Here is a 22,936-nt window from a genome sequence, read left to right as displayed (position 1 = left end):
GGGCTAAAATTTTAGTTTAAAATAATCGGTAAGCGCCAGCCATTGGGTTCTATTTTTGTCCCCTTCGATGTTGGATTTTTTCAGGGAAACCTTCTGTGAGCCCCAAATGGGAACGGGTTCTTTTACGGTGTATTTGGATTTTACGGACAACGTTCCCTTTAACAAACTCATCGCTTTGAACCATAGATCATCTGCTTTTGGGGCCAATTTTAAAAAAACTTCTTGATCTAAGGCCCTATCGTCCAATGAATGTGGTGGGTAAAGGGTGCCCCCAGCGCCAATGGGAAGCACGGCTTTGGGGTTTGGGCATGAATATGTCCCCGAGCTCCAATTTTTGTAGGGAAGCAATTCATTGTTGTCAGTATAGCTGATACATCTGGTTTGGTTGCCGATGATACGATCAGGGTTTTCCAAATGGGCTTTGTACAAATTGGATAGCCAGTTTTTTCGGTACATCATATCATCATCGCAGGTAATGATCACCTTGTTGGGATAGATTTTCAGCGGCTCCACCAATTTTCTATGGGAACTGGAATAGGTGGTGAATTGAATGGAAAACCGTTCTCCCATTAATTTTGAAAGTTTTTTTGGAATCCTGTCCTTTAAGTCCTGGTGGAGCCAGAGAATTATTTTTTCTGGAAGCATACTTTGGTCCAAAATGCTTCGTATGGTAATATGTACAATTCCCAATCTTGATGGGATTGAAGCCAGTGAGACCACAGCAGGAACAGTTTCTTTGCCTTCCTCCAGTCTTTTTTGCGATTGCCATGTAAGTCGAGCCTGATTGAATAGGGAAACCGGAATTTCTTTGACTTTCATTATAGAATTTTGGATAAGCTAAAGTAAGGATATGCGATAACATTTAATATTTCTATTTTTGCCAAGATGAACCAGAATGAGCGGGAAGCCCCCAAGATATCCGTAATTGTAAGCACCTATAATGCCGAGGAATGGCTAAAAAAAGTGCTTTGGGGATTTAATTGCCAGATTTTCAAGGACTTTGAGGTTGTTGTGGCGGATGATGGTTCTGGTCCCAAGACCAAGGAGCTTTTGGACGAACTTTCCAAAAAAGTATTCTATCCCATTACCCATGTATGGCAGGAGGATGACGGTTTTCAAAAATCACGTATTCTGAACAAGTCCGTGGAGGCCTGCCATGCGGAGTATATCATCATGACCGATGGCGATTGCATACCCCGGGAAGATTTTGTGGAGGTGCATTATATCAACAAGGAAAAAGGCTATTTTATTTCGGGCGGTTATTATATGCTTCCCATGAACATTTCCAAAATGATAACCTTGGAGGATATTGAAAATCAGAATTGCTTCAATATTCACTGGCTCAAGGAAAAGGGGATTCCAAAAACGTTCAAGAACAACAAGCTTACCGCAAGTGGTGCCATATCCAAACTTTTAAATACGTTTACCCCCACCAATGCCAGTTGGAACGGGCATAATTCGTCTGGTTGGAAAAAGGATATTTTAAATGTCAACGGGTTTGATGAACGGATGCAATATGGGGGGCAGGACCGTGAGTTGGGGGAGCGATTGTTCAACTTTGGGATTAAATCCAAACAATTGCGGTACAGCGCGGTGTGTGTGCATTTGGATCATAAAAGAGGGTACAAAACCCCAGAATCCATCGCAAAAAACCAATCCATACGCAAAGAGACACGATCAAAGAAAGTGGTTTGGACCCACTATGGCATTACCAAATAATAGGCAAGCTCATTTTTCTTTTCCAATCGTTTAAGCTCTTTGTATCTTTCCAAGACGCCCAAAGCGTTCAGGTAGCAAATGGTAATTCCTTTTTTGCCATCCAAAAAGCCCAGTCGCAGAACAAAATGGTTGAAGAACTTCCATGCGGGCTTCACTGCCATTAAAAGATAATTGAAATGCTTTTCCTTATAAAAATCCTCTTTGGCCTTTAGCTGGCCATAACGCAGCATTTTTCCTTTGTAATCCTCGTAGTTTTTGTAACAGTAGTGGGTTAGCTTTTCCTTTAAAATACATGATGTACCATCAACCTCCAAGGTTTCGTGTACAATCTTTTTATCGGTAAAATACGCCTTACTTTTTCTGAACAACCTATGGTTTTTATCCGTTTGCCAACCACTAAAATTCAATGTACTGTTTTGAAACATGAACTTACGGTAAAACCAGTAGGCCTCGCAGGCATTGGGATTGTTCACGGTATCCAGAATTTCCTTTTGAAGTTCGCGGCTTACTACTTCATCGGCATCCAAAAAGAGAATCCAGTCATTGGAAGCTTGTTTCAACGTGAAGGATTTTTGTGCGGTAAAATTCTCAAAGGGGTTTTGGAGTACCTTTACTTTGGGATGGTTCACCAGATACTCATAGGTGCCATCCGTACTATAGGAATCAACAACAACGATCTCATCGGCAAATGAAACGGAATCGATACATCTTTCAATGTAACCCATTTCGTTGTAGGTGATGATGAGTGCTGATATTTTTTGCTTTGGGGTGCTCAATCCAGCCATAATATTTATTGGTACTAGGTTTGGTTCTACAAAACTATAACAAAAAAAGAAGGCAAAAATTGTTTGGACGCCTATTTTTCTTACAACAACTAAAAATCCAAACACCCTACTTTTTTACATTCCAAAACTGATGTGTTAGGGCGATTTCCAAGAAATAGATTAAGAAAAAAGGGGATGGTTGCTTTATATTTGATAAATTTTTGATACAAGATCAATGAAGATTGTAATAAGCATACTTCTACTGGGAATAGCCAGTTTTTTAATAGGGAAATGGATCAAACACAAATCCCTTTACCCCTTTATGCCCTTTAGGTACGATTTTAGAAAAAGAAGGAACACCTTTCTAAAAACCATGGAACTTATGAAAAGGACCAAGGCCAAGACCATTGTGGAAACGGGGACCTCACGGGAAGGTCTGCGTGGTGCTAAGAGCAACGGGGCGGCAACCATTGTCTTTGGAAAATGGGCCAAGGAGAACAATGCTTTTGTACATTCTGTGGATATCAACGAGGAATCTGTGAAAAATGCGCAGGCAGAGGTGGATAGACAGCATCTTCAGGAATTTGTTCAGATACATCACTCTGATTCACTCGCTTTTTTAGAGGATTTTAATGAAACGGTTGATGTGCTGTATTTGGATAGTTACGATTACAGCAATGACCCCGAGGTACAGAAAAAAAGCCAGCAACACCACTTGGAAGAGTTTCAGAGGATTGAAGACCAACTCCATGACAACTCCATTGTACTGATTGATGACTGTGATTTGCCGAACGGGGGTAAAGGAAAGCTTGTTATCGACTATATGTTGGACCGTGGATGGAAAATTTTGGTGGAATCCTACCAAGTGCTATTGGTTCGGGACAACTTCATTTTCGATGAAGCGCTCTAATTGTTCCTGAAAAAATTCAGGTTTAAAGGTTTGATACAATTTTTCAGCATTCTTTTTTCGTTCTTTCTTGGGTAGGTCAAGAATTTCTGGTTTAAAATCTGCCAGATGCACCGCTTGGTTTTTGCTATTTTCATTATAAGTAAGCCACGCGGTTTTGGAAATCCAAGGGGAGAAAATAGAGAAATTGGGAATGGCAAGTGCCTTAGATATATTGCTGCAGCCCCCTTCGTTTCCAATATACGCATTACATTGTCCAAACAGACCTATAACCGAGCGCAGTGAAGGACAAAACACATCCTCCCGAATGTAATTTCTCGTTTTTTGAGTGCAGTGTGAAAGAAATTCAGCCACCCTATCTTTTTGGTCGGGCATATAGTTGAGCAAAAACGTAACTCGGTGCTTTTCCGATATAAAATCGAGGGTCTTGGCCAAATAATCCAGCGGATAACTTTTGCTGGGCTGGCTGCCCAACAATCCCACCATAACAACCGGATGCGAAGTATCAATATTATTTTCTTTCAAAAACTCTCTCACTTCCTTTTTTTCAGATTCCAATAAATGGATTTTTGGTGCCAAATCCGGTTTTTCCAATTTTGGGATCAGGGGAGAGAGTAACAAAAGCCGATTTTCAATGGCATGGCCCAAAGTGGTTTTCACATTGTGGGAATACGAGAACAAATGCGTATAAATAAATTTGGAATACCATTTTTTATAGGAAATTTTTAAATCAGCCCTAGAAAAATAGCTGATGAGATTGCTCTCCAACTTGCAGTACACATCTAGAGTGGCGTAATACTCTTCCTTTTTTATCGATTTTAGAAACCTATAAAAAGCAAGTTTGCTATCTCGATAGTCGTTCTTAAAAAGAATGATCTTGTCAACAAAAGGGTTTCCTTCCACAACAGCCAAAGTGGACTCATTGATGAGATAGTGGACTTCTGAATCAGGAAAATGGATTTTCAGATGCTCACAAAGAATGGTGCTGGCGAGCACATCGCCGACCATCTTTTGCTGTATGACCAAAAATTTCTTCAAAATATGTGCTTACACGGCCACATCATGCTCCCGCAGGGCGTTGTTCAACGAGGTCTTTTTATCCGTGCTTTCCTTTCGTTTCCCAATGATCAAGGCACAGGGCACCTGATATTCCCCTGCGGGGAACTTTTTGGTATAGCTTCCTGGGATAACCACCGATCTTGCCGGAACCCTACCTTTAAGCTCAACGGGTTTATCACCGGTCACATCAATAATTTTGGTAGAGCCGGTCAGCACAACATTGGCGCCCAGGACAGCTTCCTTTTCCACGCGTACCCCTTCAACAACAATACAACGCGAACCAATAAAAGCATTGTCTTCAATGATTACCGGAGCGGCTTGCAAAGGTTCCAGAACCCCCCCAATGCCAACACCGCCACTTAAATGGACATTTTTACCGATTTGAGCACAACTGCCCACCGTAGCCCAAGTGTCCACCATGGTACCTTCATCAACATAAGCACCGATATTCACATAACTGGGCATAAGAATGGTTCCTTTGGAAATATACGCCCCATGTCTGGCAACCGCATGGGGAACCACCCGCACCCCTTTTTCTTTATATCCCTTTTTTAAAGGGATTTTATCGTGATATTCAAAAATACCAGCTTCGAGCACCTCCATTTTTTGAATAGGGAAATACAAAACCACCGCCTTTTTGACCCACTCATTGATTTGCCAACCATCATCAGTGGGTTCAGCGCAACGCAATTCGCCCATATCAATCAACTCAATCACCTCCCTGATGGCTATTTGGGTTTTTTCTTCTGTCAACAATTCCCGGTTGTCCCAGGCTTTTTCAATAAGTCCCCTTAAATCTGTCATTTTTTCTTAAAATTTAAGCAAAGATAGTCCCCTCATCAGAATAATGGGGCTTATTTTAAGGGCATAACATTTTTAAGGTTATTTTTGCCAAAAATTTTGGTTTGGCAAGAATCTTGGCGTTGGATTATGGAAAGGTGAGAACAGGCATTGCGGTGACCGATGAACTTCAGTTGATCGCTTCTGGATTGACCACCGTTGAAACCAAGGAGTTGATTCCCTTTCTTGCGGAGTATGTTCAGAACGAATCCGTGGAAAAGATCATAGTGGGGCTTCCCAAACAAATGGACAATACCCCATCTGAATCCGAAGAACTGATTCAGTCTTTTTTAAAGAAGTTGACCGGTAGATTTCCATCAATGCCAATAGAGCGCCAAGATGAGCGGTTCACCTCCAAAATGGCATTCCAGTCCATGTTGGACAGCGGAATGAAAAAGAAAAAGCGCCAAGACAAAGGCTTGGTCGATGAAATAAGTGCCACATTGATTTTGCAGGCATACCTTAATAGAGTTTGATTTTATGATTTTACCCATTGTTGCATACGGCGACCCCGTTTTACGTAAAATGGCCAAGGATATTACTTCAGAGTATCCAAAACTTGACGAATTGATCACCAATATGTGGGAGACCATGTATAATGCCCATGGGGTTGGATTGGCGGCCCCGCAGGTTGGATTGCCCATTCGTCTGTTTTTGGTGGATACCACTCCTTTTTCGGATGATGAGGAACTGAGCAAGGAAGATCAAGAAGCCTTAAAAGGTTTTAAAAAGGTCTTTATCAATGCAAAAATTGAAGAAGAAGAAGGGACAGCATGGGATTTTAATGAAGGCTGTCTCAGTATTCCCGATATCCGTGAAGATGTCAAAAGAAAGCCCGAAATCACCATCAGCTATCTGGATGAAGATTTTAAACCCCACACCGAAACCTATGATGGGTTGTTGGCAAGGGTCATCCAACACGAATATGATCACATTCAGGGAATTCTGTTCACGGACAAGTTGTCCTCTTTAAAAAAACGGCTATTAAAAAGTAGGTTGGATAAAATTTCAAAGGGGAAAATCGCTGTGGATTACAAAATGCGGTTCCCCAATATCAAAAAAGGACGTTAAAAAAATTGGCGTTTCCGAGAATACTATATTTTTGCGCGCATAAAACGATTGTACGTTATTGTACCAGTGGCTAAATCAGATGTCACATCGAGCGCAGTCGAGATGTTTTGTCAATCTTTCGACTGCGCTCAAGAAGACAAAACAAGCTTACTGATACAATTTGAATATAACAAGCATAAATCTATTTTGAATGGCATTGGACAAAATTTTATCGATCGGCGGTAAGCCCGGACTTTACAAACTATTGACCCAAACACGAACCGGTTTTGTTGGGGAATCCCTTTTGGATGGAAAACGGGTTACCGTTGGAATACGAAGTAATGTCAGTGTCCTTTCTGAAATAGCCATTTATACTTTGGAAGAGGAGGTGCCCCTTCGGGAGGTGTTCCAAAAGATTAAGGAAAAAGAAGACGGCCAAAAAACCGGAATCAGCCATAAGGCGGAAAAAATTGAATTGGAAGAATATTTCTTCGATATTTTGCCCAATTACGATGAAGACCGGGTGTACGCCAGTGACATCAAAAAAATCATTCAGTGGTACAACATCCTCATCGATAACAACATTTCAGATTTTGTCAAAGAAGAGGATGCTGAGGAAGAACCCACTTCCGTTGTCTCTGGCGAAGAGGAATAATCACTCTTTCTTCCAATCCACCAAAGGACTCGGGTAGTAATTGATTTCCATACGATTTAGATAAGGGACTTGCTGGGCCAAACGCATTTTGTAGTCTTTCCAATTACAATGTTCCGCTGGGGACCAACCCAGTTCGGAAATCCCGATCACACGCGGAAAGGCCAGATATTCCAATTCGGCACTGTTGCTAATGGTCTCGGACCATAAAGGCGCTTCAATGCCTAAAATACTTTCCCGTGGGAGGCCTTCCACATAAGTCTCAGGATCCCATTGGTAGGCCACATCAACAGGAATGTACCCGGCCCAAGTGAGACCATATTCAGAAATGGAATCATATTTCATGTCCACATAAGTTTTCTCCGAAGGGGAAAGAATCACTCTTGAACCATTCTCAGCGGCTTTTATGGCACTATGCGACTCATTCCAAAGTTGTGCGATGGAAGAGGGGTCAAGTTTCGCTTGGGCAATTTCATTCCATCCTACCATGGTTTTGCCATGTTTTTGGACAATTTTCTCCACTTTTTCCACAAAATGGATGTAATCGCTCTTTTTGGTGGCATGACTTTCATCCCCACCAGCATGAAAATAGGGACCAGGAGTAATGGCGGCAATTTCACCGATGACATCATCCAAAAAGCTATAAACTGTATCTTTTCTTGCATCAAACGTGCTAAAGCCCACTCTCGTTCCCGTATAAGGCTTTAACGGTTTTCCATTGCCGTTCAAGAAAGGATAGCTCAATGAAGCAGCATTGCTGTGCCCCGGCATATCTATTTCGGGAATTAAGGTCATGTGTCTTTCGGCGGCATATTGCACCAAATCTTTATAGTCCTCCTGGGTGTAGAAACCACCTTCACCGCCACCGACTTCAGTTTGGGCACCGACTTGGGTGAGTTTGGGCCACGACTTGATTTCGAGTCGCCAACCTTGATCATCAGATAAGTGCAAATGGATGGCATTGAATTTGTAATAGGCCAAAATATCGATGTACTTTTTTACCTCTTCAACAGTGAAAAAATGCCGTGCCACATCCAACATGGCACCTCGGTATTCAAACTTGGGGGCATCCACTATTTTCCCGGTGGGAACCAACCAAAGGGGATGGTCGGTAAGTGTATCATTGCTTTTCTCGGGAATCAATTGCCGTAAGGTTTGGATTCCCCTGAAGGCACCCGCCGCAGTTTTGGCATTGACCAAAATAGAGTCTTTCTTGATGTACAGCTGGTAGGATTCTGGAGTTTCCAAATCCGTACTGTCAGATTGGTTGATGTAGATCAATCGCTCTACATTTTCAGTTTTGGCACTATTGACTGCTAGATCCAGCCCAATTTTCCCTTTTATTTTTTCCGAAAGAAACTGTCCTACTTTTTCAAAAGCTGGATCCTGTGTTGAGGTATAGATGACCGTATTGGAGTCCAGTCCAAAAGCACTGTGGGTTGCAATGGTTTTTATGGGTTTTGGAATCAACGGAGCTACGCTCAGGTCTGTTTTGGGAAATAGAATTTCTTTTTTTTGGGGTTGGCAAGCCGCTAAGCAAATAATGGCGGAGAAGAGCAGTAGGGTCCTTGTAATCACAGTAGTTTTTGATTAGTTAATTAACATGGTTCTTCAATACCTCATACCAGATATCGTAACCTTTTGTATTCATATGAAGTCCATCTTCAATGAAAATGTCCTGTTTTACTTTTCGTTTGTCCAGCATGGGGTACCATACATCCACAAAATCAACCCCATTGGTTTTTTCGGCCAGTCTGCTGAGTTTTCGATTTAAACGCCTATACTTTCTTCGTAACTTCCATCTGGAAATGCTGGGTTTGGCCGAAATGAAAACAATCTCCAATGCTTGCTTTTTTTGCTGGAGCATGTTCAATATCCGTTCTGAAGTAGCTACGATATTCCTGAGTCTTTTTTTGGCGCTAACATCATTGTCCCCTTCATAAATAAAAACTTTTTTGGGGTTGTACTTGAGAATCAACTCGTCCAAATAATGCTCCAAATCCGAAAATTGGGAACCGCCAAACCCGGTATTCAGTACCTGTTGGTCAGGGAATCTCTCCTGAAGGTCTTTCCACATTCTAATACTGGAACTTCCGGTAAAAACAAGTGTAGGTTTTGCAGGATCCCAGAGGGAATCGTTCTTTTTTTGGATTTCCATGACCTCGTTATCAAAACGATTGGGAGCTTGTGCATTCAAAAAAAGACAGCAACAGAAAATTGCCAAGGATACTAGTGCTTTCATGTTATGGGTGTTTCTTCAAATGTACAATTTTCAATAGAGCACTATTGTTGAACGGTCTTCCCAAAATTCCCTCTCTTCTTGAATGATACCTAGTCTTCATAACTATGGAAAAAAATCAGTACCTGCTATTTACGGTCTTTGTACTTTTAAATAAAATTTTATAGATGAACGCAAGATCTGAGCAGCTGAAGGCATTGGAACGACTCCTAAACATCATGGACGAATTAAGGGATCAATGCCCATGGGACAAAAAGCAGACCCTACAAACGCTTCGCCATTTGACTATCGAAGAAACCTATGAGTTGGGTGACGCCATTTTGGATAATGATTTGGAAGAAGTGAAGAAGGAACTGGGCGATTTACTCTTGCACATTGTCTTTTATGCGAAAATAGGTTCAGAAACACAAGACTTTGATATTGCCGATGTTGCCAACGGAATCTGTGAGAAACTGATCAACCGCCATCCACATATTTATGGTGATGTAAAAGTACAGAATGAGGATGAAGTCAAACAAAATTGGGAGAATATAAAGCTCAAGGAAGGCAAGAAAAGTGTTTTGGAGGGCGTTCCCAACAGTTTGCCCGCCTTGGTAAAGGCCAACCGAATCCAGGAAAAAGTGGCAGGAGTAGGATTTGATTGGGAACATCCCGAACAGGTGTTTGAAAAACTAAAGGAAGAGCTGGCGGAGCTGCAAGTAGAGATTGATTCTAACAATGTGGATAAGATTGAGTCTGAATTTGGTGATGTGCTTTTTTCCATGGTCAACTATGCCCGGTTTTTAAATGTAAATCCGGAAAATGCTTTGGAGCGCACCAACAAAAAGTTCATCAAACGGTTTCAATATTTGGAGGGCAAAGCCAAAGAATCCGGTAAAACCCTAAAGGAAATGACTTTGGCGGAGATGGATGTGTTTTGGGAAGAGGCCAAAATGCAATAAACAAGTTCCAATTAATGATATACTGTGCAATACGATTTTAGAGGTGTTCATATATACAATTAGCACCTTTGTGTACAGCTTTTAATTTTTTTCTACTTCTTTTTCTTTTGACTGATATGTCAACGAACTCCAATGCTTCTGTATCTGGGATTCTTATAACTTCAATTTTTGATTCCGCTAGCTTTTTTAGCTCCTCTCCTGTCAAAATGAAAGCAAAAGAATAGACCGTATATTTTTTTGCATTTGATATTACTATTCCGCTTCCAAAACCACCATATAGATTAGTGGAAGAATTTTGTTCCTCAATTTTAGGAAGTGATTTCCGTATGGTTTTTAAAGTGAGCTTGGTTCCGTTTTCAAGCTTAATTTGAATTTCGGTTTTCTCGTCAAACTCCTTGCTTCTTTCCCCCCAATAATTAAACAAAATTTCAAAGAAAATGCTGTTTCCTTTCTTTTGAAAGAAGACGGTTTGATAATCATAATTATAGGAAACCGTTTCCTGATTGGTAAAAGGATCTTCTTCCACTGTACATTTTTGTGCTTTTACCTTAAAAAGTGTTAGGAAAATCAATAGAAACAATAATGTTGGTTTGTTCATTCAAATTTGGTTTTAGTTTATGGTAGATTAAGGGCCTATTGGGAATCTTCAAATTGCCTTAATAATCCAACTTTTTAAGATTGATAATGTTTCATTTTGAAAGAGAGACTTTCTATGTTAGCCTTTATCAAGTAAATTTTTAAAATCTGTATCCAACTCCAACCTTCAATCGATTTTTATTAAAACCGATTTTCTCTTCCAACAGGAAATCGTTAACATATAATCTGATAAATTGAAAAGTTCCTTGAATGAAGAAATTTTTTAAAATGTCGTAACTCCCACCAATATCTATGTTGAATCCTCCAACATTGGTTTTTTCAGTTTCAGAACTAATTAAACCTGAGCCATGATCCATTATTTTAGTTATATAATAGCTCTGCGTAGTATATCCAGCTCCTAATGAGGTAAATAATGTTTTGGACGAATTCAAGGGAACTTCCCCAAATAAATTAAAATGATGGGATGTAAATGACTCCTTTTTGTTTTCAGAGGTTATGTTGCCTGTCAACAAATCAATGGAATATGATGTTCCAATACCAAATGATTCTGTATTCCAAAACCTATACTTTATCCTTGAATTTATAATTCCGGTCAATCCTGATGAATTCCCATTCGACAACTCTATTGGATAACCAATTTCTAGGCTAAAATTCTTTTCTTGGGAAAAAGTGTTGGTAGATGCAATAAGAAAGGCTAGGATAATAGTTATTTTCATCTTTTCCATTTTAGTATTTGATGGAGTACATGTTACAGATTAGATAAATGCTTATGTCTCACATTATGAGTGAAGGTTAGGAAACTTTGCATAAGTCTCAAGTCTGAATTGATGGATATAGGGTATGGGTTGATGAATACGAAATATACTCGACAGTCTATTTCGGTTTTGGTACTACTTGGAGCCCACTAAAGTGAATTTCTTTTTTTGGGACTGTTTGCAAAATTTAGAATCCACCTATATTTGTGCTCTTTTAATTTTCCGTTTTGCTTCAAAAATACACCCAAGAGTTTGCATACAATCTTAGACTGTCCTATCCCGTAATCTTGGGAATGCTGGGGCACACTTTTGTGGCCTTTGCGGACAACATCATGGTGGGGCAATTGGGAACTGCGGAGCTGGCAGCGGTCTCCTTGGGCAACAGTTTTGTCTTCATAGCCATGTCACTTGGTATTGGTTTTTCCACGGCAATCACACCTTTGGTGGCCGAAGCGGATGGGGCAGGGAACCCCGCCGATGGAAAAAGGGCCCTAAAACACGGACTGGTGCTTTGCACCTTGTTGGGACTTTCCCTATTTGGCATCATCTTGCTGTGCAAACCCTTGTTGCACCATATGGAGCAGCCCCCTGAAGTGGTGGAGCTTGCCATTCCCTATTTGGAACTGGTCGCTTTTTCCTTGGTGCCTTTGGTGATGTTCCAGGCTTTCAAACAGTTTTCTGAAGGATTGTCGCAGACCAAATATCCCATGTATGCCACCATTCTGGCCAATGTGGTGAACATAACCATCAACTATTTGCTCATTTTTGGTTCCTTCGGATTTCCAAAATTGGGCATTGTAGGGGCAGCTATCGGCACATTGGCCTCGCGGGTCATTATGGTGTTGTTCATTTGGTTTTTGTTGAAACGCAAGGAAAAATTTGAAACCTACGTGACCCACTTCAATTTTAGGGAAATTGAGAAAAAAGTGATGAAGAAAATCATCAATTTGGGATTCCCTTCTGCCATGCAGATGTTCTTTGAAGTGGCCATATTTACCGCAGCCATTTGGCTGAGTGGTGTATTGGGGAAAAATGCCCAAGCGGCCAATCAGATAGCATTGAACCTTAGCAGCATGACCTTCATGGTGGGTATGGGCCTCAGTGTTGCCGCCATGGTGCGCGTGGGCAATCAGAAAGGACTGCAGAACTTCAGGGAGCTTCGAAGGATAGCAGAATCCATTTTTTTCCTGACCTTTATTTTGGAAGTGGCCTTTGCCGTACTGTTCCTTTTGGGAAGGCATTGGTTCCCCACCATTTATTTGGATGTGGATGACATTGTCAACCAAATGGACAATACCGAAGTAATCATCATTGCGGCAGAATTGTTGTTGGTCGCTGCGTTTTTTCAAATTTCCGATGGACTGCAAGTGGTGGTCTTGGGCGCACTTCGTGGACTTCAGGATGTGCGGATTCCCACCTTCATCACCTTTGTGGCCTATTGGCTGATCGGGTTCCCGGTATGTTTTTACCTCGGGTTGTACACCGGCCTTTCAAGCACGGGAATTTGGATAGGATTGTTGTTGGGATTGACAGCATCGGCGGTAATGTTGTATCTTCGATTCAACTATTTGACCAAGAAATTGATTGAAGATTAAAATAGAATGAATGTTGGTAACATTTCATTTAAAAGTACGGTCGTCACCCTGAGCTCGTCTCAGGGTCTCATCATAAAGTAACAATGTAAATGTGATGTTGAAACAAGTTCAACATGACGTATTTAATCATAAATATTGAATTAAGAAGATTCCAAAATTTAAAATCAATTAGTTGATATATGGAACTACCCAAATTTTTGTTGGCCGATAATACGGATTATCCTGACGCCATTTTCATTGTTCATACTGAATATCCAAGGTTCATCATCAATCTGGAAAATGATGAGGTGGAATGGATGGAAGAATTTTCAAAAGAAGATGAGGCGGACTTAATGGAGGAAGCGGAGAGTTTGATTGAGGCCGCAACGGCTTTTTATGACAGGGAGGTCTCAAGATACGATGCATAATGCTCGAACAGCTTTTACAGTACGATAAAGACCTTTTTTTGTTCCTCAACGGACTGGGAACCGAAACATGGGACGGTTTTTGGATGTTCATGACCAACACAAAAAGCTCTTTCCCCCTCTATGTCCTATTGCTCTATCTCTCCTACAAAAGTTTTGGTTGGAAACGAACCGGAGTCATTTTGGTGGCAGTGGCTTTGTTGATCACCTGTACCGACCAGTTGTCCAATTTCTTTAAATATGGGATTGGTCGCCTTAGACCTTGCCATGACCCAGAAGTTAGTTCGGTAATGCGTTTGGTGAAAAGGTATTGCGGGGGGCAGTTTGGGTATTTTTCTGCACATGCGGCCAATTCTTTTGGCCCCGCCGTTTTCTTTTCCATTTTGTTCCGAAATAAAGTGAGGTATATTGGCCTTGTGCTGATGGCATGGGCCTGTATTGTAGCCTATAGTCGGATTTACATCGGGGTACATTATCCGTTGGATGTAGTAACGGGTGCCTTGGTAGGCACACTCTTCGGATGGTTGTGGGCCAAGTTGGCTATATTTGCATTCCAAAAAATGGGTACATGATATCATCGGCCAGATACTGGTTTTTAATCTCCCTGATTGTTCTGGTGTACATCGCTGGAATGTTCGTGACCCTTTTTGAAAACGATTCCGCCCAGTTTGCCGTAATGGCCATGCGGATGGTCCAAGAGAATGACTGGCTTACCCTGATCAAGGGGACTGAGGAGTATCTGGACAAACCCCACATGCACTATTGGCTGGCGGCCCTATCCTACAAGATTTTTGGCATCCACGATTGGGCCTACCGGATTCCCGGTATTTTGGCCACTTTGTTGGGAGCCTATAGCTGTTATGGTCTCGGAAAATTGCTCTACAACAAGGATGTTGGACGGTTTGCATCACTGATTTTTATGACGGCACAGACCATTGTATTGGCCAATATCGATGTCCGAACTGATGCCGTTTTGACCGGATTTACCATTTTCGCCATCTGGCAATTGGCGACCTATGTTGAGAAAAGCACACTGAAAAGTATTGTTTTTGGTGCCTTTGGGGCGGGCATGGCCTTTTCCACAAAGGGACAGATTGCCTTGGTGGTCATTGGTGTTTCATTGCTGTGCCATTTGGCCTACACCCGAAAATGGAAGCGATTGCTCAACTGGAAGGTTTTGGCGGCCCTTTTGGTTTTTGGATTGACCATTGCGCCAATGTTGTATGCGTATTATCACCAATTTGACCTGCATCCAGAGAAAGTGATCCGGGGAAAGGACAACCGAAGTGGTATTTTCTTCATTTTCTGGGAGCAGAGTTTTGAACGAATGAGCGGTGAAGGCATTGGAAAGAACAGTAGCGATTTCTTCTTCTTTTTCCATACCTTTTTATGGGTTTTTTTGCCGTGGACCGTTTTGGCTTTGATTGCCTATTGGACCCGATTGAAGACATTTTGGAAACAGAAATTCGCCTATAATCCCCAATTGGAATTTTTGACCTTTGGCGGCATCACCATTCTATTCGGATTGATAAGTTTTGCACAATTCAAGTTGCCCCATTACATGAACATCCTGATTCCGTTGTATGCCATCCTTTCAGCATCCTATCTGTATAGTTTACAGCAAAAGGAAAAATCAGGAACCGCCAAGGTGATTTTGATTTTTCAATATTTCATATTGAGCCTGGTCTTTGTTTTTACGGTTTTGGTATGCTTTTATGTGTTCAAATTCAAATACAACCACGGCTATTTTGTGTTGGTGGCCATATTGGGAGTAATTACGTATTTCTGCTTGAAACGAGAAGCGCCATACCTGCGGATCATTACCATATCGATATGTAGTTCGTTGTTGCTGAATGGACTATTGAACACCCACTTTTATCCCAGATTGTTGAGATACCAAGGGGGGTCTACCATGGCAGAAAAAGTTGAGGAGCACCAAATCCCTGTGGATAAAATCTTCAAAATCACCAAAAGGCTTACTTGGGGGTTGGATTTTTACAACAAGAAACCGGTAGGGATTGTTTCGGTTTCGGATTTGGAAGACAAGAGCGATATCTGGATATACGCCACCGACCAGGAGCTGGAAAAATTGGTCAATGAAGGCTATCATTGGCATGAACAAATCACCGTAGATCAATTTAGGATAACCCGGTTACAACTCAAATTTTTGAACCCCAATACGCGTCAGAAGAAATTGGAACAGATGCACTTGGTGCATTTGGATTAGGAAACTGTTTCCAATTTTGGTTTTCTAAAGTGATAGACAATTCCCAAAAGGGAAATCAAGGCCGTAATCAAGAAAAAGGTAAAACTGATGCCGATGGAGGTGCTCGCATCCAGTCCCAACCATTTTGCACCATATAAAAAGGTCACTTCCCTGCTTCCAATACCGCCAATGGTCAGTGGAATTACAGAAACAATGGATGACACCAAGAATACAAACAAATATTCAACACGATCCAAGCTTATGGAAAGGGATTGCAGAATGCACAACACACACACCAACTGCGCTAATTGAACCAGGGCCGAATACCCAACGGATTTCCAAAAAATAGGAATAGTATAGGCAAAGAACTTCCAGTTCATCCACCAAAAAACCAACATACTCAATGGAATTACTACAACTGTCAAACCCATAAACCCGTTGAAAAAAGTGTTATCTGAAATTAAGGCCAAGGTGCAGGCGTAGAGAAAAAGCAATAGCATTCCGCTTAAACGGTCCAAGAGCAAAACTGAGACCACTTTTTTGGTCCCCGATTGATATTCCCGTTGGATGACATACCCTTTATAGGCATCGCCCCCAATTCCTCCCGGAAGGAAAAGATTGTAGAACATCCCCAACAAATAAAGCTTAAAATTGCTCCGTTGGGAAATTTTTGCCCCAATTTGATGAAAATACAGGTTCAATCTGAGCGCGGAGAGCACTTTGGAAAGCACAAAGCACAAAATGGCCAAAATTAGATAGAGTGGGTCGCTTTTCCGTAACGTCTGTAAAACGTCCTTGAAATCTATTTTAGTGAAGATAAAGTAGATCAAGGCTGCACTGATGATGAATTTCAGTGCCGTGATGAGCTTTTTACGTCGCTTTTCCGTCACCGATGGTAATTTTTTTGATGCGATACGGTCTTTTCTGCTGGGATTCGTAGTAGGTGCGTATCAACAGTTCCATCACAATACCTATAGTGAACAATTGAATACCGCCCAAAATGAACATCATCCCAAAAATAAGCAAGGGCCTACTCCCAATATCTTCCCCAAAACCAAGTTTTACGATCAACAAATAGATATTGATGAAGACACCAAGAATGATCAACAATACCCCAAAAATGCCAAATAGGTGGATGGGCCGTTGAAAATATTTTCGGATAAAGAGCAACAACATCATATCCGCCACTACCTTGAACACCCGCTCCAGTCCGTATTTGGAAACCCCGGCATGTCGCGCATGGTGCTTTACAGGAACCTGCTTGATCTGTCCACCTTCCAAATAAGCCAAAAGTGTGATAAAGCGGTGCATTTCACCGTATAGGTTCAATCCTTTGGCAATATCCTTGGTAAAGACTTTTAGGGCACAACCATTGTCCTTAATATCCAATTTCGTGACTCGCCGAACCAAGAAATTGGCAATCTTGGAAGGTATTTTTTTGACCAAAGAGTCTTTTCTTTTTTGACGGATGCCCGTCACTACATCATATTCCCCACTGACCGCATGCGACAACATTTGTGGAATATCCGAAGGATCGTTCTGCAGATCACCATCCATGGTGATGATATATTCGCCTTCAGCGTAGTCAATTCCGGCAGCGAGGGCCAAACTTTGACCATAGTTTTTTTTCAACTCGATCAAATGGACTTTGTCATCATCCATTTCCTTGACTTTTATACGGGTTTTATCCGTTGAAAAGTCATCCACATATACAATTTGATAGCTGTACCCTGCAAGACTTTCATGGATCTTTTGGGTCAACAGGACCGCATTGTCCTCTTCATTGTACAGGGGAATCACTATGGATAGGAGGGAATCGGTGACAGTGCTCATTCGGTTTTGAATCTGTGCAAATTTATCGCTTTTATTTAAAGTTCCTTGGTGATTTTGTCCAAGAGGAGTTTGGCGGCATAAAAAGGGGAGATTTTGTTGTTTTCGATGGCCTTCAACATTTTGCTTTGTTCCTTTTTAAAGGATTCCTTTTGATGGAAAAATTGTTTGATGTGCTCATCCACGGTCTGAAGGAACCAGTTTTTGTTCTGGGTCTTTCTGTTTTTTTCAAAATGGCCGCTTTCTTTGTTTTGGGCGACGAATTGCTCCACCACTTCCCAAATTTCCTTGATTCCCGTGTTCTCAGTGGCCGAACAGCGCATCACTTTAGGGACCCAGCCATTTTTTTTGGGGGGATAGAGGTGCAACGCACGTGAAAATTCGGTTTCGGCCAGTTTGGCCTGTTCCAAATTGGAGCCATCGGCCTTGTTGATGGCAATGGCATCGGCCATTTCCATGATGCCCCGTTTAATGCCCTGGAGCTCATCGCCCGCACCGGAAAGTTTCAGCAATAAAAAGAAGTCCACCATGCTGTGCACGGCAATTTCGCTCTGGCCCACGCCCACGGTTTCCACCAAAATCACATCATAGCCCGCAGCTTCACAAAGCATAATGCTCTCGCGGGTTTTTTGGGCCACCCCACCCAATGAACTCCCAGAAGGGGAAGGCCGTATAAACGCATTGGGGTCTTTGGAGAGTGCTTGCATTCGTGTCTTGTCCCCTAAAATGCTGCCCTTGCTCAAGGAACTGGTGGGGTCTACCGCCAAAACGGCCACTTTTTTGCCCATACCGGTCAATGTGGTGCCCAAGGTCTCAATAAATGAGCTTTTACCCACACCGGGAACGCCGGTAATCCCCAACCGAATGCTGTTGTTGGGTTTGGACAGACATTTTTCGATAACCGCATTGGCTTTTTCAAAATGTTCAGGCTTGGTGCTCTCCAAAAGGGTAATGGCCTTGGCCAAAATGGCTTTGTCGCCCTTGAAAATACCTTCGGTCAGGGCTTCAACGGAAATTTCCTGTTTACGAAGTGCCCTAATTTTGGAAATGGTATTGGGTGGTGTGCTTTTTTTGGTTGCCAAGGGTACTGATCATCAAATTCAATACTAAGGTATAAAGTTTTCATGGGTTTTGTTCATCCATAAAAAGGAATACGCGCCCCTATTGTGTGCTGTTTTGGCCCATTTCACATAAATTTAATAACAGTTATTAGGAACTTCCAATGACAAAATGGTAACTTCTCACAAAGAATTATCGGACTTGGATTAACCGTTTCCGGTGATTGGAACTATAAATAAGATGTACAGATGAAAACTATTTTTGAGAGTAAAGCTACCAATACAGGAGGGCGTTCAGGACATGTAAAAAGTGAAGACGGTGTACTTGATTTTGATATCAGCATGCCAAATTCCGAAGGAAAACCTGACCCCAAATCCACCAACCCGGAAGAGCTTTTTGCTGCGGCATATTCCACCTGCTTTGCGGGAGCCTTACAGGTTGTGGCCAAGGAACATGGTGTTGATGACCTTGGGGATTTTAATGTTACCGCCATTGTATCGTTCAATAAGGAGGAGGATGGTTTCTTTTTGGAGGCCACTTTGGATGCCTATTTGCCTACAGTAGATCAGGAAATGGGTGAAAATTTAATCAATGCAGCCCATGAAATATGCCCATACAGCAAAGCTACGCGGGACAATATTACGGTACATTTGAATTTGTTGATGGACGAATAAAAGTACCGCACATAGCATGAAAATTGGAATCCCGTTGATGCATCGACGGGATTTTTTTTGTTAAAAATCAATTTAAAAGTGAAAAATTTGAAACGTTCCCTTTTTTTCATCGTCTTTACAGAGAACCACTAAGAACCAAACAGCAACTGACCGTGTTTCAAATTGAACTGGTAGAAAAATGTAAGCACAACGACCGTGGGGCGCAGCTAAAACTGTACCGTCAATATTGTGATGGTATGTATGGCGTAGCCATGCGGTTTCTAAAAAATTCGAATGATGCGGAGGACGTGGTGCAAGAATCTTTTATAAAAGCTTTTCAGCGGATTGACCAATTTAAAGGGGAGGTGACCTTTGGGGCGTGGTTGAAACGGATTGTGGTGAACGGGAGCATCGATTTTTTAAAATCGAAAAATCAACGAACGGTGGAATTGAATGAAAGGTACCTCCAAATTACCGATGAGGAAGATTGGCATATTGAAGAAGGCATTTCCTTGGAAGAGGTGAAAAAAACCATTGAGGAACTGCCGGATAAATATAGGTATGTGGTGCAACTGTTTTTGGTGGAAGGCTATGACCATAGCGAAATAGCCCAAATATTAAAGATTACTGAAGCAGCTTCGCGGACCAGATTGTTGCGAGGCAAAACACAATTAAAGGAATCATTAAAGGACAAAGTGTATGGCACGGGATCTTAGAAAATTGTTCGCAAAGGAACGGGAAGAAAAGACCTATTCGATGAAAAGGGGGCATGAGGCCCGGTTCCTATCAAAATTGGATGAAAAAATGCCAACGGAAGAACTCCCGAAGGAAAAGAAAGGGTATTCGGTATGGTGGCAGATGGCCGCTTCGGTTGTGGTGGCTCTGGGATTGACATTCTATTATTTTTCAACAAAAGAGGAAAAAGGTGGTCCCTCAGAGACCCAGATTGTTGAAACTGAAAATGGCAAGGAGGAGGACCAGACCATATCATTGGGAGATCTTTCCCCAGATTTAAAGAAAGTGGAAAATTATTACCTCACCAATATCAACCTTCAACTTTCCGATTTGGAGTTAGATTCCAACAATAAGGAGGTAATGGATAGCTATATGGCCCGATTGGCCGAATTGGATAACGAGTACCATCGATTGAACAAGGAACTCAACGAAATGGGTCCCAATGACCAAACCATCGGTGCCTTGGTGAAAAATTTGCAGTTGCGGTTGCAATTGCTTCAAAAACTAAAATTAAAGTTGAACCAATTAAAATCATCAGAAAATGAGCAGGAAACATCAAATATTGTTTAGTGGGCTTCTTTTTGTGCTGACCGGCATGGCCTGTTATGCACAGGAAACATCAAAGACCTACAAGGAAACCTTTACTGTGGACAAGGATGCGGTCATCGACATCAACACCAGTTATGCGGACATTGAGTTTGAAACGTGGGACAAGGACCAAGTGGAAATTACCGCTGTGGTGGAACTGGAGGGTGCCACCGATGAGGAGGCGCAGTCCTATTTTGAAAAAGATCAGATTACCATCAAAGGGAACAGTAAGGAAATAGAGGTGCGAACCGAAGGCAACACCTTTTGGGGAGGCAATTCTTCCTTTGTGTACAATTTTGATGTTCCGGGCATGTCCGATTTTGATTTTGTGATGCCGGAGATCCCTGAAATTCCCGAGATTCCAGAGGTCATTGTAATGCCAAATCTACCACCAATGCCACCCATGCCCCCTATGCCGCACATGGATTTTGACTATGATGCGTATAAAAAGGATGGGGACAAATACTTGAAGGAGTGGAAAAAGGACTTCGATAAGAATTTTGATAAGGAGTACAAAGAACGTTTTAAAGAGTGGAGCGAGCATATGGCAGAAATGGCCAAGGAAATGGCCGAGGACAGAAAGCAGATGGAGGAAGACCGGCAGCAACTCATGGAAGAGCGCGAAGAGATGATGGAGGAACAACAGGAGCTTCGCAAGGAAGCCCGGGAAGAGATGCGGAAGCAACGCGAGGAAGTACGGAAACAGCAAGCTGAAGTTAAGCGTCATGTTATCAGCATCAATAACGGCGAACCCAATGTGTTTTATTTTTCATCGGATGATGGGGAACGCAAAAAATACAAAGTAAAAAAGCGCATCAAGATAAAAATGCCAAAAAGCGTCAAACTTAAGATGGACGTAAGGCATGGCGAGGTAAAACTGGCCGCAAATACAAAGAACATCAATGCAAGCTTGTCCTACGCAAGCTTGCATGCTTCTACCATTGACGGGGACAAGACCAACATCAGGGCTTCGTATTCGCCTGTTGTGGTGCAACAATGGAACTACGGACAGTTGAAAACCGATTATTCGGATAGGGTAAACCTTAAAGAGGTCAAGGAATTGAAGCTGAACTCGGTTTCTTCCAATGTGATTATTGGTAGGTTGGTGAACAATGCTCTTGTGACCAGCAGCTTGGGGGCATTGAGCATTGATTCTGTGTCCGATGGCTTTTCCAACATTGATATTACGGTTGAAAATGGAGAGGTGGACTGTGCGATGCCTTCAGGGCCTTTTAAGATACACGTTAATGAAACCGCTTCGGAATTCAGTTATCCCAAAAGCATGGTCATTAGTACTTCTAAAAATTACAATACCAATGTGCATAAAGGGTATCACATTTCGGATAAGGAGGGTAAATCGATTACCATTACTGCTAAATATAGCGAAGTAGCCCTAAAAGAATAACAAATTCCCTTGTGTTGGTGACCCTTACCTATCCACTTCCCAAGACCAAACCCTTGGTCAAGAACACCAACAACAGTTACAGTTTCAATCAGATTTATTTACCCGTTAATGGGCTTCTTCCTTCAAATAGGATTGAAAATTGACTTTAAACCGATTTAATCTGGGGATGGAGACGTTCCGGATATACGAATTGTTCGGATGGTTCCTTTCATAATCCTGGTGGTAGTCTTCGGCCATGTAAAATGTATCGAACTTTTTCACCTCGGTGACAATGGGCCTGTCATACACATGTTCCTCCTGTAACTTGGCCATATAACCCGTAATGATTTTCATTTGCTCCTCATTTTTGTAAAATGCTATGGAACGATACTGGGCTCCTCTGTCAGGTCCTTGGCGATTGAGGGTAGTAGGGTCATGCGAACCAAAGAACACCTGTACCAATTGGGTGAATGAGATGACCTTGGGGTCGTAATATACCTCCACGGCTTCTGCATGGGTTGTCCTTCCGTAGGAAACCTGCTCATAGGTGGGGTTCTTTTCTGTGCCACCAGCGTATCCCGAGTAGACTTCTTTTACACCTTTTACACTTTCAAAAATGGCCTCAACACACCAAAAACATCCACTGGCAAAATAGGCAGTTTCATATTGCTGCAGTTCGGCTGCGGTGAACGTTTCTTTTGTTGGAGCTTCAGATTGTTCTTCTTGGGCAAGCTCTTTTTTTTCCGATTTGTTTTTGGATTGACAGCCAAAGGAGGTCAAAAGTAGTAGCAGTAAAAAAGGAATTCCCACGGTTTTCATTTTAGTGTTTTTTGTTTAGTGGGAATAAGTTAGCAACTATTACTCGGAATGATGTTAAAATTTGTTAATCCTGATGGCGTGGAACCGAAATCCAAGTCGTCTTGAAAAAGGGATTGAAAGACCATTTTTTAATAGAAAAT

Annotated in this window: 26 protein-coding genes; 14 read left to right on the top strand and 12 right to left on the bottom strand. The window is 41.9% G+C overall.

The features are described from left to right. Positions 1-3: 3 nt before the first annotated feature. Positions 4-819, bottom strand: a complete 816-nt coding sequence (locus tag A7D14_RS19000) for a zinc-binding alcohol dehydrogenase (protein ID WP_067037997.1) — start codon at positions 817-819, stop codon at positions 4-6. Positions 820-885: 66 nt separating this feature from the next. Between A7D14_RS19000 and A7D14_RS18995 the strand changes: the two genes are divergently transcribed. Then, positions 886-1,719 (top strand): glycosyltransferase family 2 protein, encoded by an 834-nt coding sequence (locus tag A7D14_RS18995; protein WP_067037995.1) that lies wholly within the window; start codon positions 886-888, stop codon positions 1,717-1,719. Here A7D14_RS18995 and A7D14_RS18990 read toward each other — a convergent pair. After that, positions 1,701-2,504, bottom strand: coding sequence for a glycosyltransferase family 2 protein (locus A7D14_RS18990; protein ID WP_067037993.1), 804 nt, complete (start codon positions 2,502-2,504; stop codon positions 1,701-1,703). The two genes, A7D14_RS18995 and A7D14_RS18990, sit on opposite strands and share 19 nt — an antisense overlap. Positions 2,505-2,718: 214 nt before the next feature. On the opposite strand from A7D14_RS18990, the gene A7D14_RS18985 reads away from it, so the two are divergent. Beyond that, positions 2,719-3,393 carry a class I SAM-dependent methyltransferase gene (locus A7D14_RS18985; protein ID WP_067037991.1) on the top strand — a complete coding sequence of 225 codons (675 nt, stop codon included), beginning with the start codon at positions 2,719-2,721 and terminating at the stop codon, positions 3,391-3,393. On the opposite strand, the gene A7D14_RS18980 is transcribed toward A7D14_RS18985, so the two are convergent. Together A7D14_RS18980 and A7D14_RS18975 are read right to left on the bottom strand one after the other, a co-directional pair. Next, positions 3,352-4,428, bottom strand: a complete 1,077-nt coding sequence (locus A7D14_RS18980; protein WP_141673447.1) for a glycosyltransferase family 9 protein — start codon at positions 4,426-4,428, stop codon at positions 3,352-3,354. The genes A7D14_RS18985 and A7D14_RS18980 overlap by 42 nt on opposite strands. Positions 4,429-4,437: 9 nt before the next feature. Continuing rightward, positions 4,438-5,253 (bottom strand): 2,3,4,5-tetrahydropyridine-2,6-dicarboxylate N-succinyltransferase, encoded by an 816-nt coding sequence (locus A7D14_RS18975; protein ID WP_067037987.1) that lies wholly within the window; start codon positions 5,251-5,253, stop codon positions 4,438-4,440. 101 nt (positions 5,254-5,354) lie between these two features. Here A7D14_RS18975 and ruvX point away from each other — a divergent pair, with 101 nt between their 5' ends. The 3 genes from ruvX (at position 5,355) to A7D14_RS18960 (ending at position 6,994) form a co-directional block, all read left to right on the top strand. Beyond that, on the top strand, positions 5,355-5,765 hold the full coding sequence (ruvX, locus tag A7D14_RS18970) for a Holliday junction resolvase RuvX (protein ID WP_067037985.1): 411 nt from the start codon (positions 5,355-5,357) through the stop codon (positions 5,763-5,765). A 4-nt stretch (positions 5,766-5,769) separates the two neighbouring features. Then, on the top strand, positions 5,770-6,360 hold the full coding sequence (def, locus tag A7D14_RS18965; RefSeq protein ID WP_067037983.1) for a peptide deformylase: 591 nt from the start codon (positions 5,770-5,772) through the stop codon (positions 6,358-6,360). 190 nt (positions 6,361-6,550) lie between these two features. Further along, a complete protein-coding gene (locus tag A7D14_RS18960; RefSeq protein WP_067037981.1) occupies positions 6,551-6,994 on the top strand; it encodes a DUF5606 domain-containing protein in 444 nt (147 codons plus the stop codon). On the opposite strand, the gene A7D14_RS18955 is transcribed toward A7D14_RS18960, so the two are convergent. Both A7D14_RS18955 and A7D14_RS18950 read right to left on the bottom strand, forming a co-directional pair. Beyond that, entirely contained in the window at positions 6,995-8,569 is a 1,575-nt protein-coding gene (locus tag A7D14_RS18955; protein ID WP_067037979.1) for a family 20 glycosylhydrolase, read from the bottom strand. 16 nt (positions 8,570-8,585) lie between these two features. Further along, positions 8,586-9,233 (bottom strand): GDSL-type esterase/lipase family protein, encoded by a 648-nt coding sequence (locus A7D14_RS18950; protein WP_067037977.1) that lies wholly within the window; start codon positions 9,231-9,233, stop codon positions 8,586-8,588. Between the two features lie 164 nt (positions 9,234-9,397). On the opposite strand from A7D14_RS18950, the gene mazG reads away from it, so the two are divergent. Continuing rightward, a complete protein-coding gene (gene mazG, locus A7D14_RS18945) occupies positions 9,398-10,171 on the top strand; it encodes a nucleoside triphosphate pyrophosphohydrolase (protein WP_067037975.1) in 774 nt (257 codons plus the stop codon). A 37-nt stretch (positions 10,172-10,208) separates the two neighbouring features. Here mazG and A7D14_RS18940 read toward each other — a convergent pair whose 3' ends face one another. Then, positions 10,209-10,769, bottom strand: coding sequence for a hypothetical protein (locus tag A7D14_RS18940; RefSeq protein ID WP_067037973.1), 561 nt, complete (start codon positions 10,767-10,769; stop codon positions 10,209-10,211). A 139-nt stretch (positions 10,770-10,908) separates the two neighbouring features. Next, on the bottom strand, positions 10,909-11,493 hold the full coding sequence (locus A7D14_RS18935) for an outer membrane beta-barrel protein (RefSeq protein WP_067037971.1): 585 nt from the start codon (positions 11,491-11,493) through the stop codon (positions 10,909-10,911). 257 nt (positions 11,494-11,750) lie between these two features. Here A7D14_RS18935 and A7D14_RS18930 point away from each other — a divergent pair, with 257 nt between their 5' ends. The 4 genes from A7D14_RS18930 to A7D14_RS18915 all read left to right on the top strand — a co-directional run bounded on the left by A7D14_RS18930 (position 11,751) and on the right by A7D14_RS18915 (position 15,749). Further along, positions 11,751-13,118 (top strand): MATE family efflux transporter, encoded by a 1,368-nt coding sequence (locus tag A7D14_RS18930; RefSeq protein WP_067037969.1) that lies wholly within the window; start codon positions 11,751-11,753, stop codon positions 13,116-13,118. Between the two features lie 179 nt (positions 13,119-13,297). Next, the gene (locus A7D14_RS18925) at positions 13,298-13,525 is read left to right on the top strand and encodes a hypothetical protein (protein ID WP_067037967.1); all 228 of its coding nucleotides are present in this window, start codon (positions 13,298-13,300) and stop codon (positions 13,523-13,525) included. Beyond that, positions 13,525-14,094: a phosphatase PAP2 family protein gene (locus A7D14_RS18920; protein WP_067037965.1), complete on the top strand. Its 570-nt coding sequence runs from the start codon at positions 13,525-13,527 to the stop codon at positions 14,092-14,094. The genes A7D14_RS18925 and A7D14_RS18920 overlap by 1 nt, the downstream gene beginning before the upstream one ends. Next, complete coding sequence (locus A7D14_RS18915) at positions 14,091-15,749, top strand: ArnT family glycosyltransferase (protein WP_067037963.1); 1,659 nt, start codon at positions 14,091-14,093, stop codon at positions 15,747-15,749. The genes A7D14_RS18920 and A7D14_RS18915 overlap by 4 nt, the downstream gene beginning before the upstream one ends. On the opposite strand, the gene A7D14_RS18910 is transcribed toward A7D14_RS18915, so the two are convergent. The 3 genes from A7D14_RS18910 to meaB are packed head-to-tail and all read right to left on the bottom strand — an operon-like array spanning position 15,746 to position 18,640. Further along, positions 15,746-16,618, bottom strand: a complete 873-nt coding sequence (locus tag A7D14_RS18910) for a lysylphosphatidylglycerol synthase transmembrane domain-containing protein (protein WP_067037961.1) — start codon at positions 16,616-16,618, stop codon at positions 15,746-15,748. The two genes, A7D14_RS18915 and A7D14_RS18910, sit on opposite strands and share 4 nt — an antisense overlap. Beyond that, a complete protein-coding gene (locus A7D14_RS18905; protein ID WP_067037959.1) occupies positions 16,599-17,561 on the bottom strand; it encodes a glycosyltransferase family 2 protein in 963 nt (320 codons plus the stop codon). The genes A7D14_RS18910 and A7D14_RS18905 overlap by 20 nt, the downstream gene beginning before the upstream one ends. 35 nt (positions 17,562-17,596) lie before the next feature. Then, positions 17,597-18,640, bottom strand: a complete 1,044-nt coding sequence (meaB, locus tag A7D14_RS18900) for a methylmalonyl Co-A mutase-associated GTPase MeaB (RefSeq protein ID WP_067037957.1) — start codon at positions 18,638-18,640, stop codon at positions 17,597-17,599. 225 nt (positions 18,641-18,865) lie between these two features. Between meaB and A7D14_RS18895 the strand changes: the two genes are divergently transcribed. The 4 genes from A7D14_RS18895 to A7D14_RS18880 all read left to right on the top strand — a co-directional run bounded on the left by A7D14_RS18895 (position 18,866) and on the right by A7D14_RS18880 (position 21,998). Next, positions 18,866-19,291: an organic hydroperoxide resistance protein gene (locus A7D14_RS18895; protein ID WP_067037955.1), complete on the top strand. Its 426-nt coding sequence runs from the start codon at positions 18,866-18,868 to the stop codon at positions 19,289-19,291. A 152-nt stretch (positions 19,292-19,443) separates the two neighbouring features. After that, the gene (locus A7D14_RS18890) at positions 19,444-19,986 is read left to right on the top strand and encodes an RNA polymerase sigma factor (protein WP_067037953.1); all 543 of its coding nucleotides are present in this window, start codon (positions 19,444-19,446) and stop codon (positions 19,984-19,986) included. Then, a complete protein-coding gene (locus A7D14_RS18885; RefSeq protein WP_067037951.1) occupies positions 19,970-20,575 on the top strand; it encodes a hypothetical protein in 606 nt (201 codons plus the stop codon). The genes A7D14_RS18890 and A7D14_RS18885 overlap by 17 nt, the downstream gene beginning before the upstream one ends. Next, positions 20,547-21,998 (top strand): hypothetical protein, encoded by a 1,452-nt coding sequence (locus A7D14_RS18880; RefSeq protein ID WP_067037949.1) that lies wholly within the window; start codon positions 20,547-20,549, stop codon positions 21,996-21,998. Before A7D14_RS18885 ends, A7D14_RS18880 begins: the two co-directional genes overlap by 29 nt. A gap of 105 nt (positions 21,999-22,103) precedes the next feature. On the opposite strand, the gene msrA is transcribed toward A7D14_RS18880, so the two are convergent. Further along, a complete protein-coding gene (msrA, locus tag A7D14_RS18875; protein ID WP_067037947.1) occupies positions 22,104-22,796 on the bottom strand; it encodes a peptide-methionine (S)-S-oxide reductase MsrA in 693 nt (230 codons plus the stop codon). Positions 22,797-22,936: the final 140 nt, after the last annotated feature.

The sequence above is a fragment of the Allomuricauda sp. CP2A genome (assembly GCF_001683915.1).
Lineage (GTDB): Bacteria > Bacteroidota > Bacteroidia > Flavobacteriales > Flavobacteriaceae > Flagellimonas.
Note: the sequence above shows the minus strand (reverse complement) of the source record. Positions and strands in the feature narration are given on the sequence as shown.

Coding starts and splice junctions, on each gene's coding strand:
- A7D14_RS18985 (WP_067037991.1), top strand. CDS start 2,719: ATGAAGATTGTAATAAGCATACTTCTACTGGGAATAGCCAGTTTTTTA.
- A7D14_RS18950 (WP_067037977.1), bottom strand. CDS start 9,233: ATGAAAGCACTAGTATCCTTGGCAATTTTCTGTTGCTGTCTTTTTTTG.
- A7D14_RS18915 (WP_067037963.1), top strand. CDS start 14,091: ATGATATCATCGGCCAGATACTGGTTTTTAATCTCCCTGATTGTTCTG.
- A7D14_RS18995 (WP_067037995.1), top strand. CDS start 886: ATGAACCAGAATGAGCGGGAAGCCCCCAAGATATCCGTAATTGTAAGC.
- msrA (WP_067037947.1), bottom strand. CDS start 22,796: ATGAAAACCGTGGGAATTCCTTTTTTACTGCTACTACTTTTGACCTCC.
- A7D14_RS18975 (WP_067037987.1), bottom strand. CDS start 5,253: ATGACAGATTTAAGGGGACTTATTGAAAAAGCCTGGGACAACCGGGAA.
- A7D14_RS18880 (WP_067037949.1), top strand. CDS start 20,547: ATGAGCAGGAAACATCAAATATTGTTTAGTGGGCTTCTTTTTGTGCTG.
- A7D14_RS18935 (WP_067037971.1), bottom strand. CDS start 11,493: ATGGAAAAGATGAAAATAACTATTATCCTAGCCTTTCTTATTGCATCT.
- A7D14_RS18885 (WP_067037951.1), top strand. CDS start 19,970: ATGGCACGGGATCTTAGAAAATTGTTCGCAAAGGAACGGGAAGAAAAG.
- A7D14_RS18940 (WP_067037973.1), bottom strand. CDS start 10,769: ATGAACAAACCAACATTATTGTTTCTATTGATTTTCCTAACACTTTTT.
- A7D14_RS18905 (WP_067037959.1), bottom strand. CDS start 17,561: ATGAGCACTGTCACCGATTCCCTCCTATCCATAGTGATTCCCCTGTAC.
- def (WP_067037983.1), top strand. CDS start 5,770: ATGATTTTACCCATTGTTGCATACGGCGACCCCGTTTTACGTAAAATG.
- A7D14_RS18925 (WP_067037967.1), top strand. CDS start 13,298: ATGGAACTACCCAAATTTTTGTTGGCCGATAATACGGATTATCCTGAC.
- mazG (WP_067037975.1), top strand. CDS start 9,398: ATGAACGCAAGATCTGAGCAGCTGAAGGCATTGGAACGACTCCTAAAC.
- A7D14_RS18920 (WP_067037965.1), top strand. CDS start 13,525: ATGCTCGAACAGCTTTTACAGTACGATAAAGACCTTTTTTTGTTCCTC.
- A7D14_RS19000 (WP_067037997.1), bottom strand. CDS start 819: ATGAAAGTCAAAGAAATTCCGGTTTCCCTATTCAATCAGGCTCGACTT.
- A7D14_RS18990 (WP_067037993.1), bottom strand. CDS start 2,504: ATGGCTGGATTGAGCACCCCAAAGCAAAAAATATCAGCACTCATCATC.
- A7D14_RS18895 (WP_067037955.1), top strand. CDS start 18,866: ATGAAAACTATTTTTGAGAGTAAAGCTACCAATACAGGAGGGCGTTCA.
- A7D14_RS18960 (WP_067037981.1), top strand. CDS start 6,551: ATGGCATTGGACAAAATTTTATCGATCGGCGGTAAGCCCGGACTTTAC.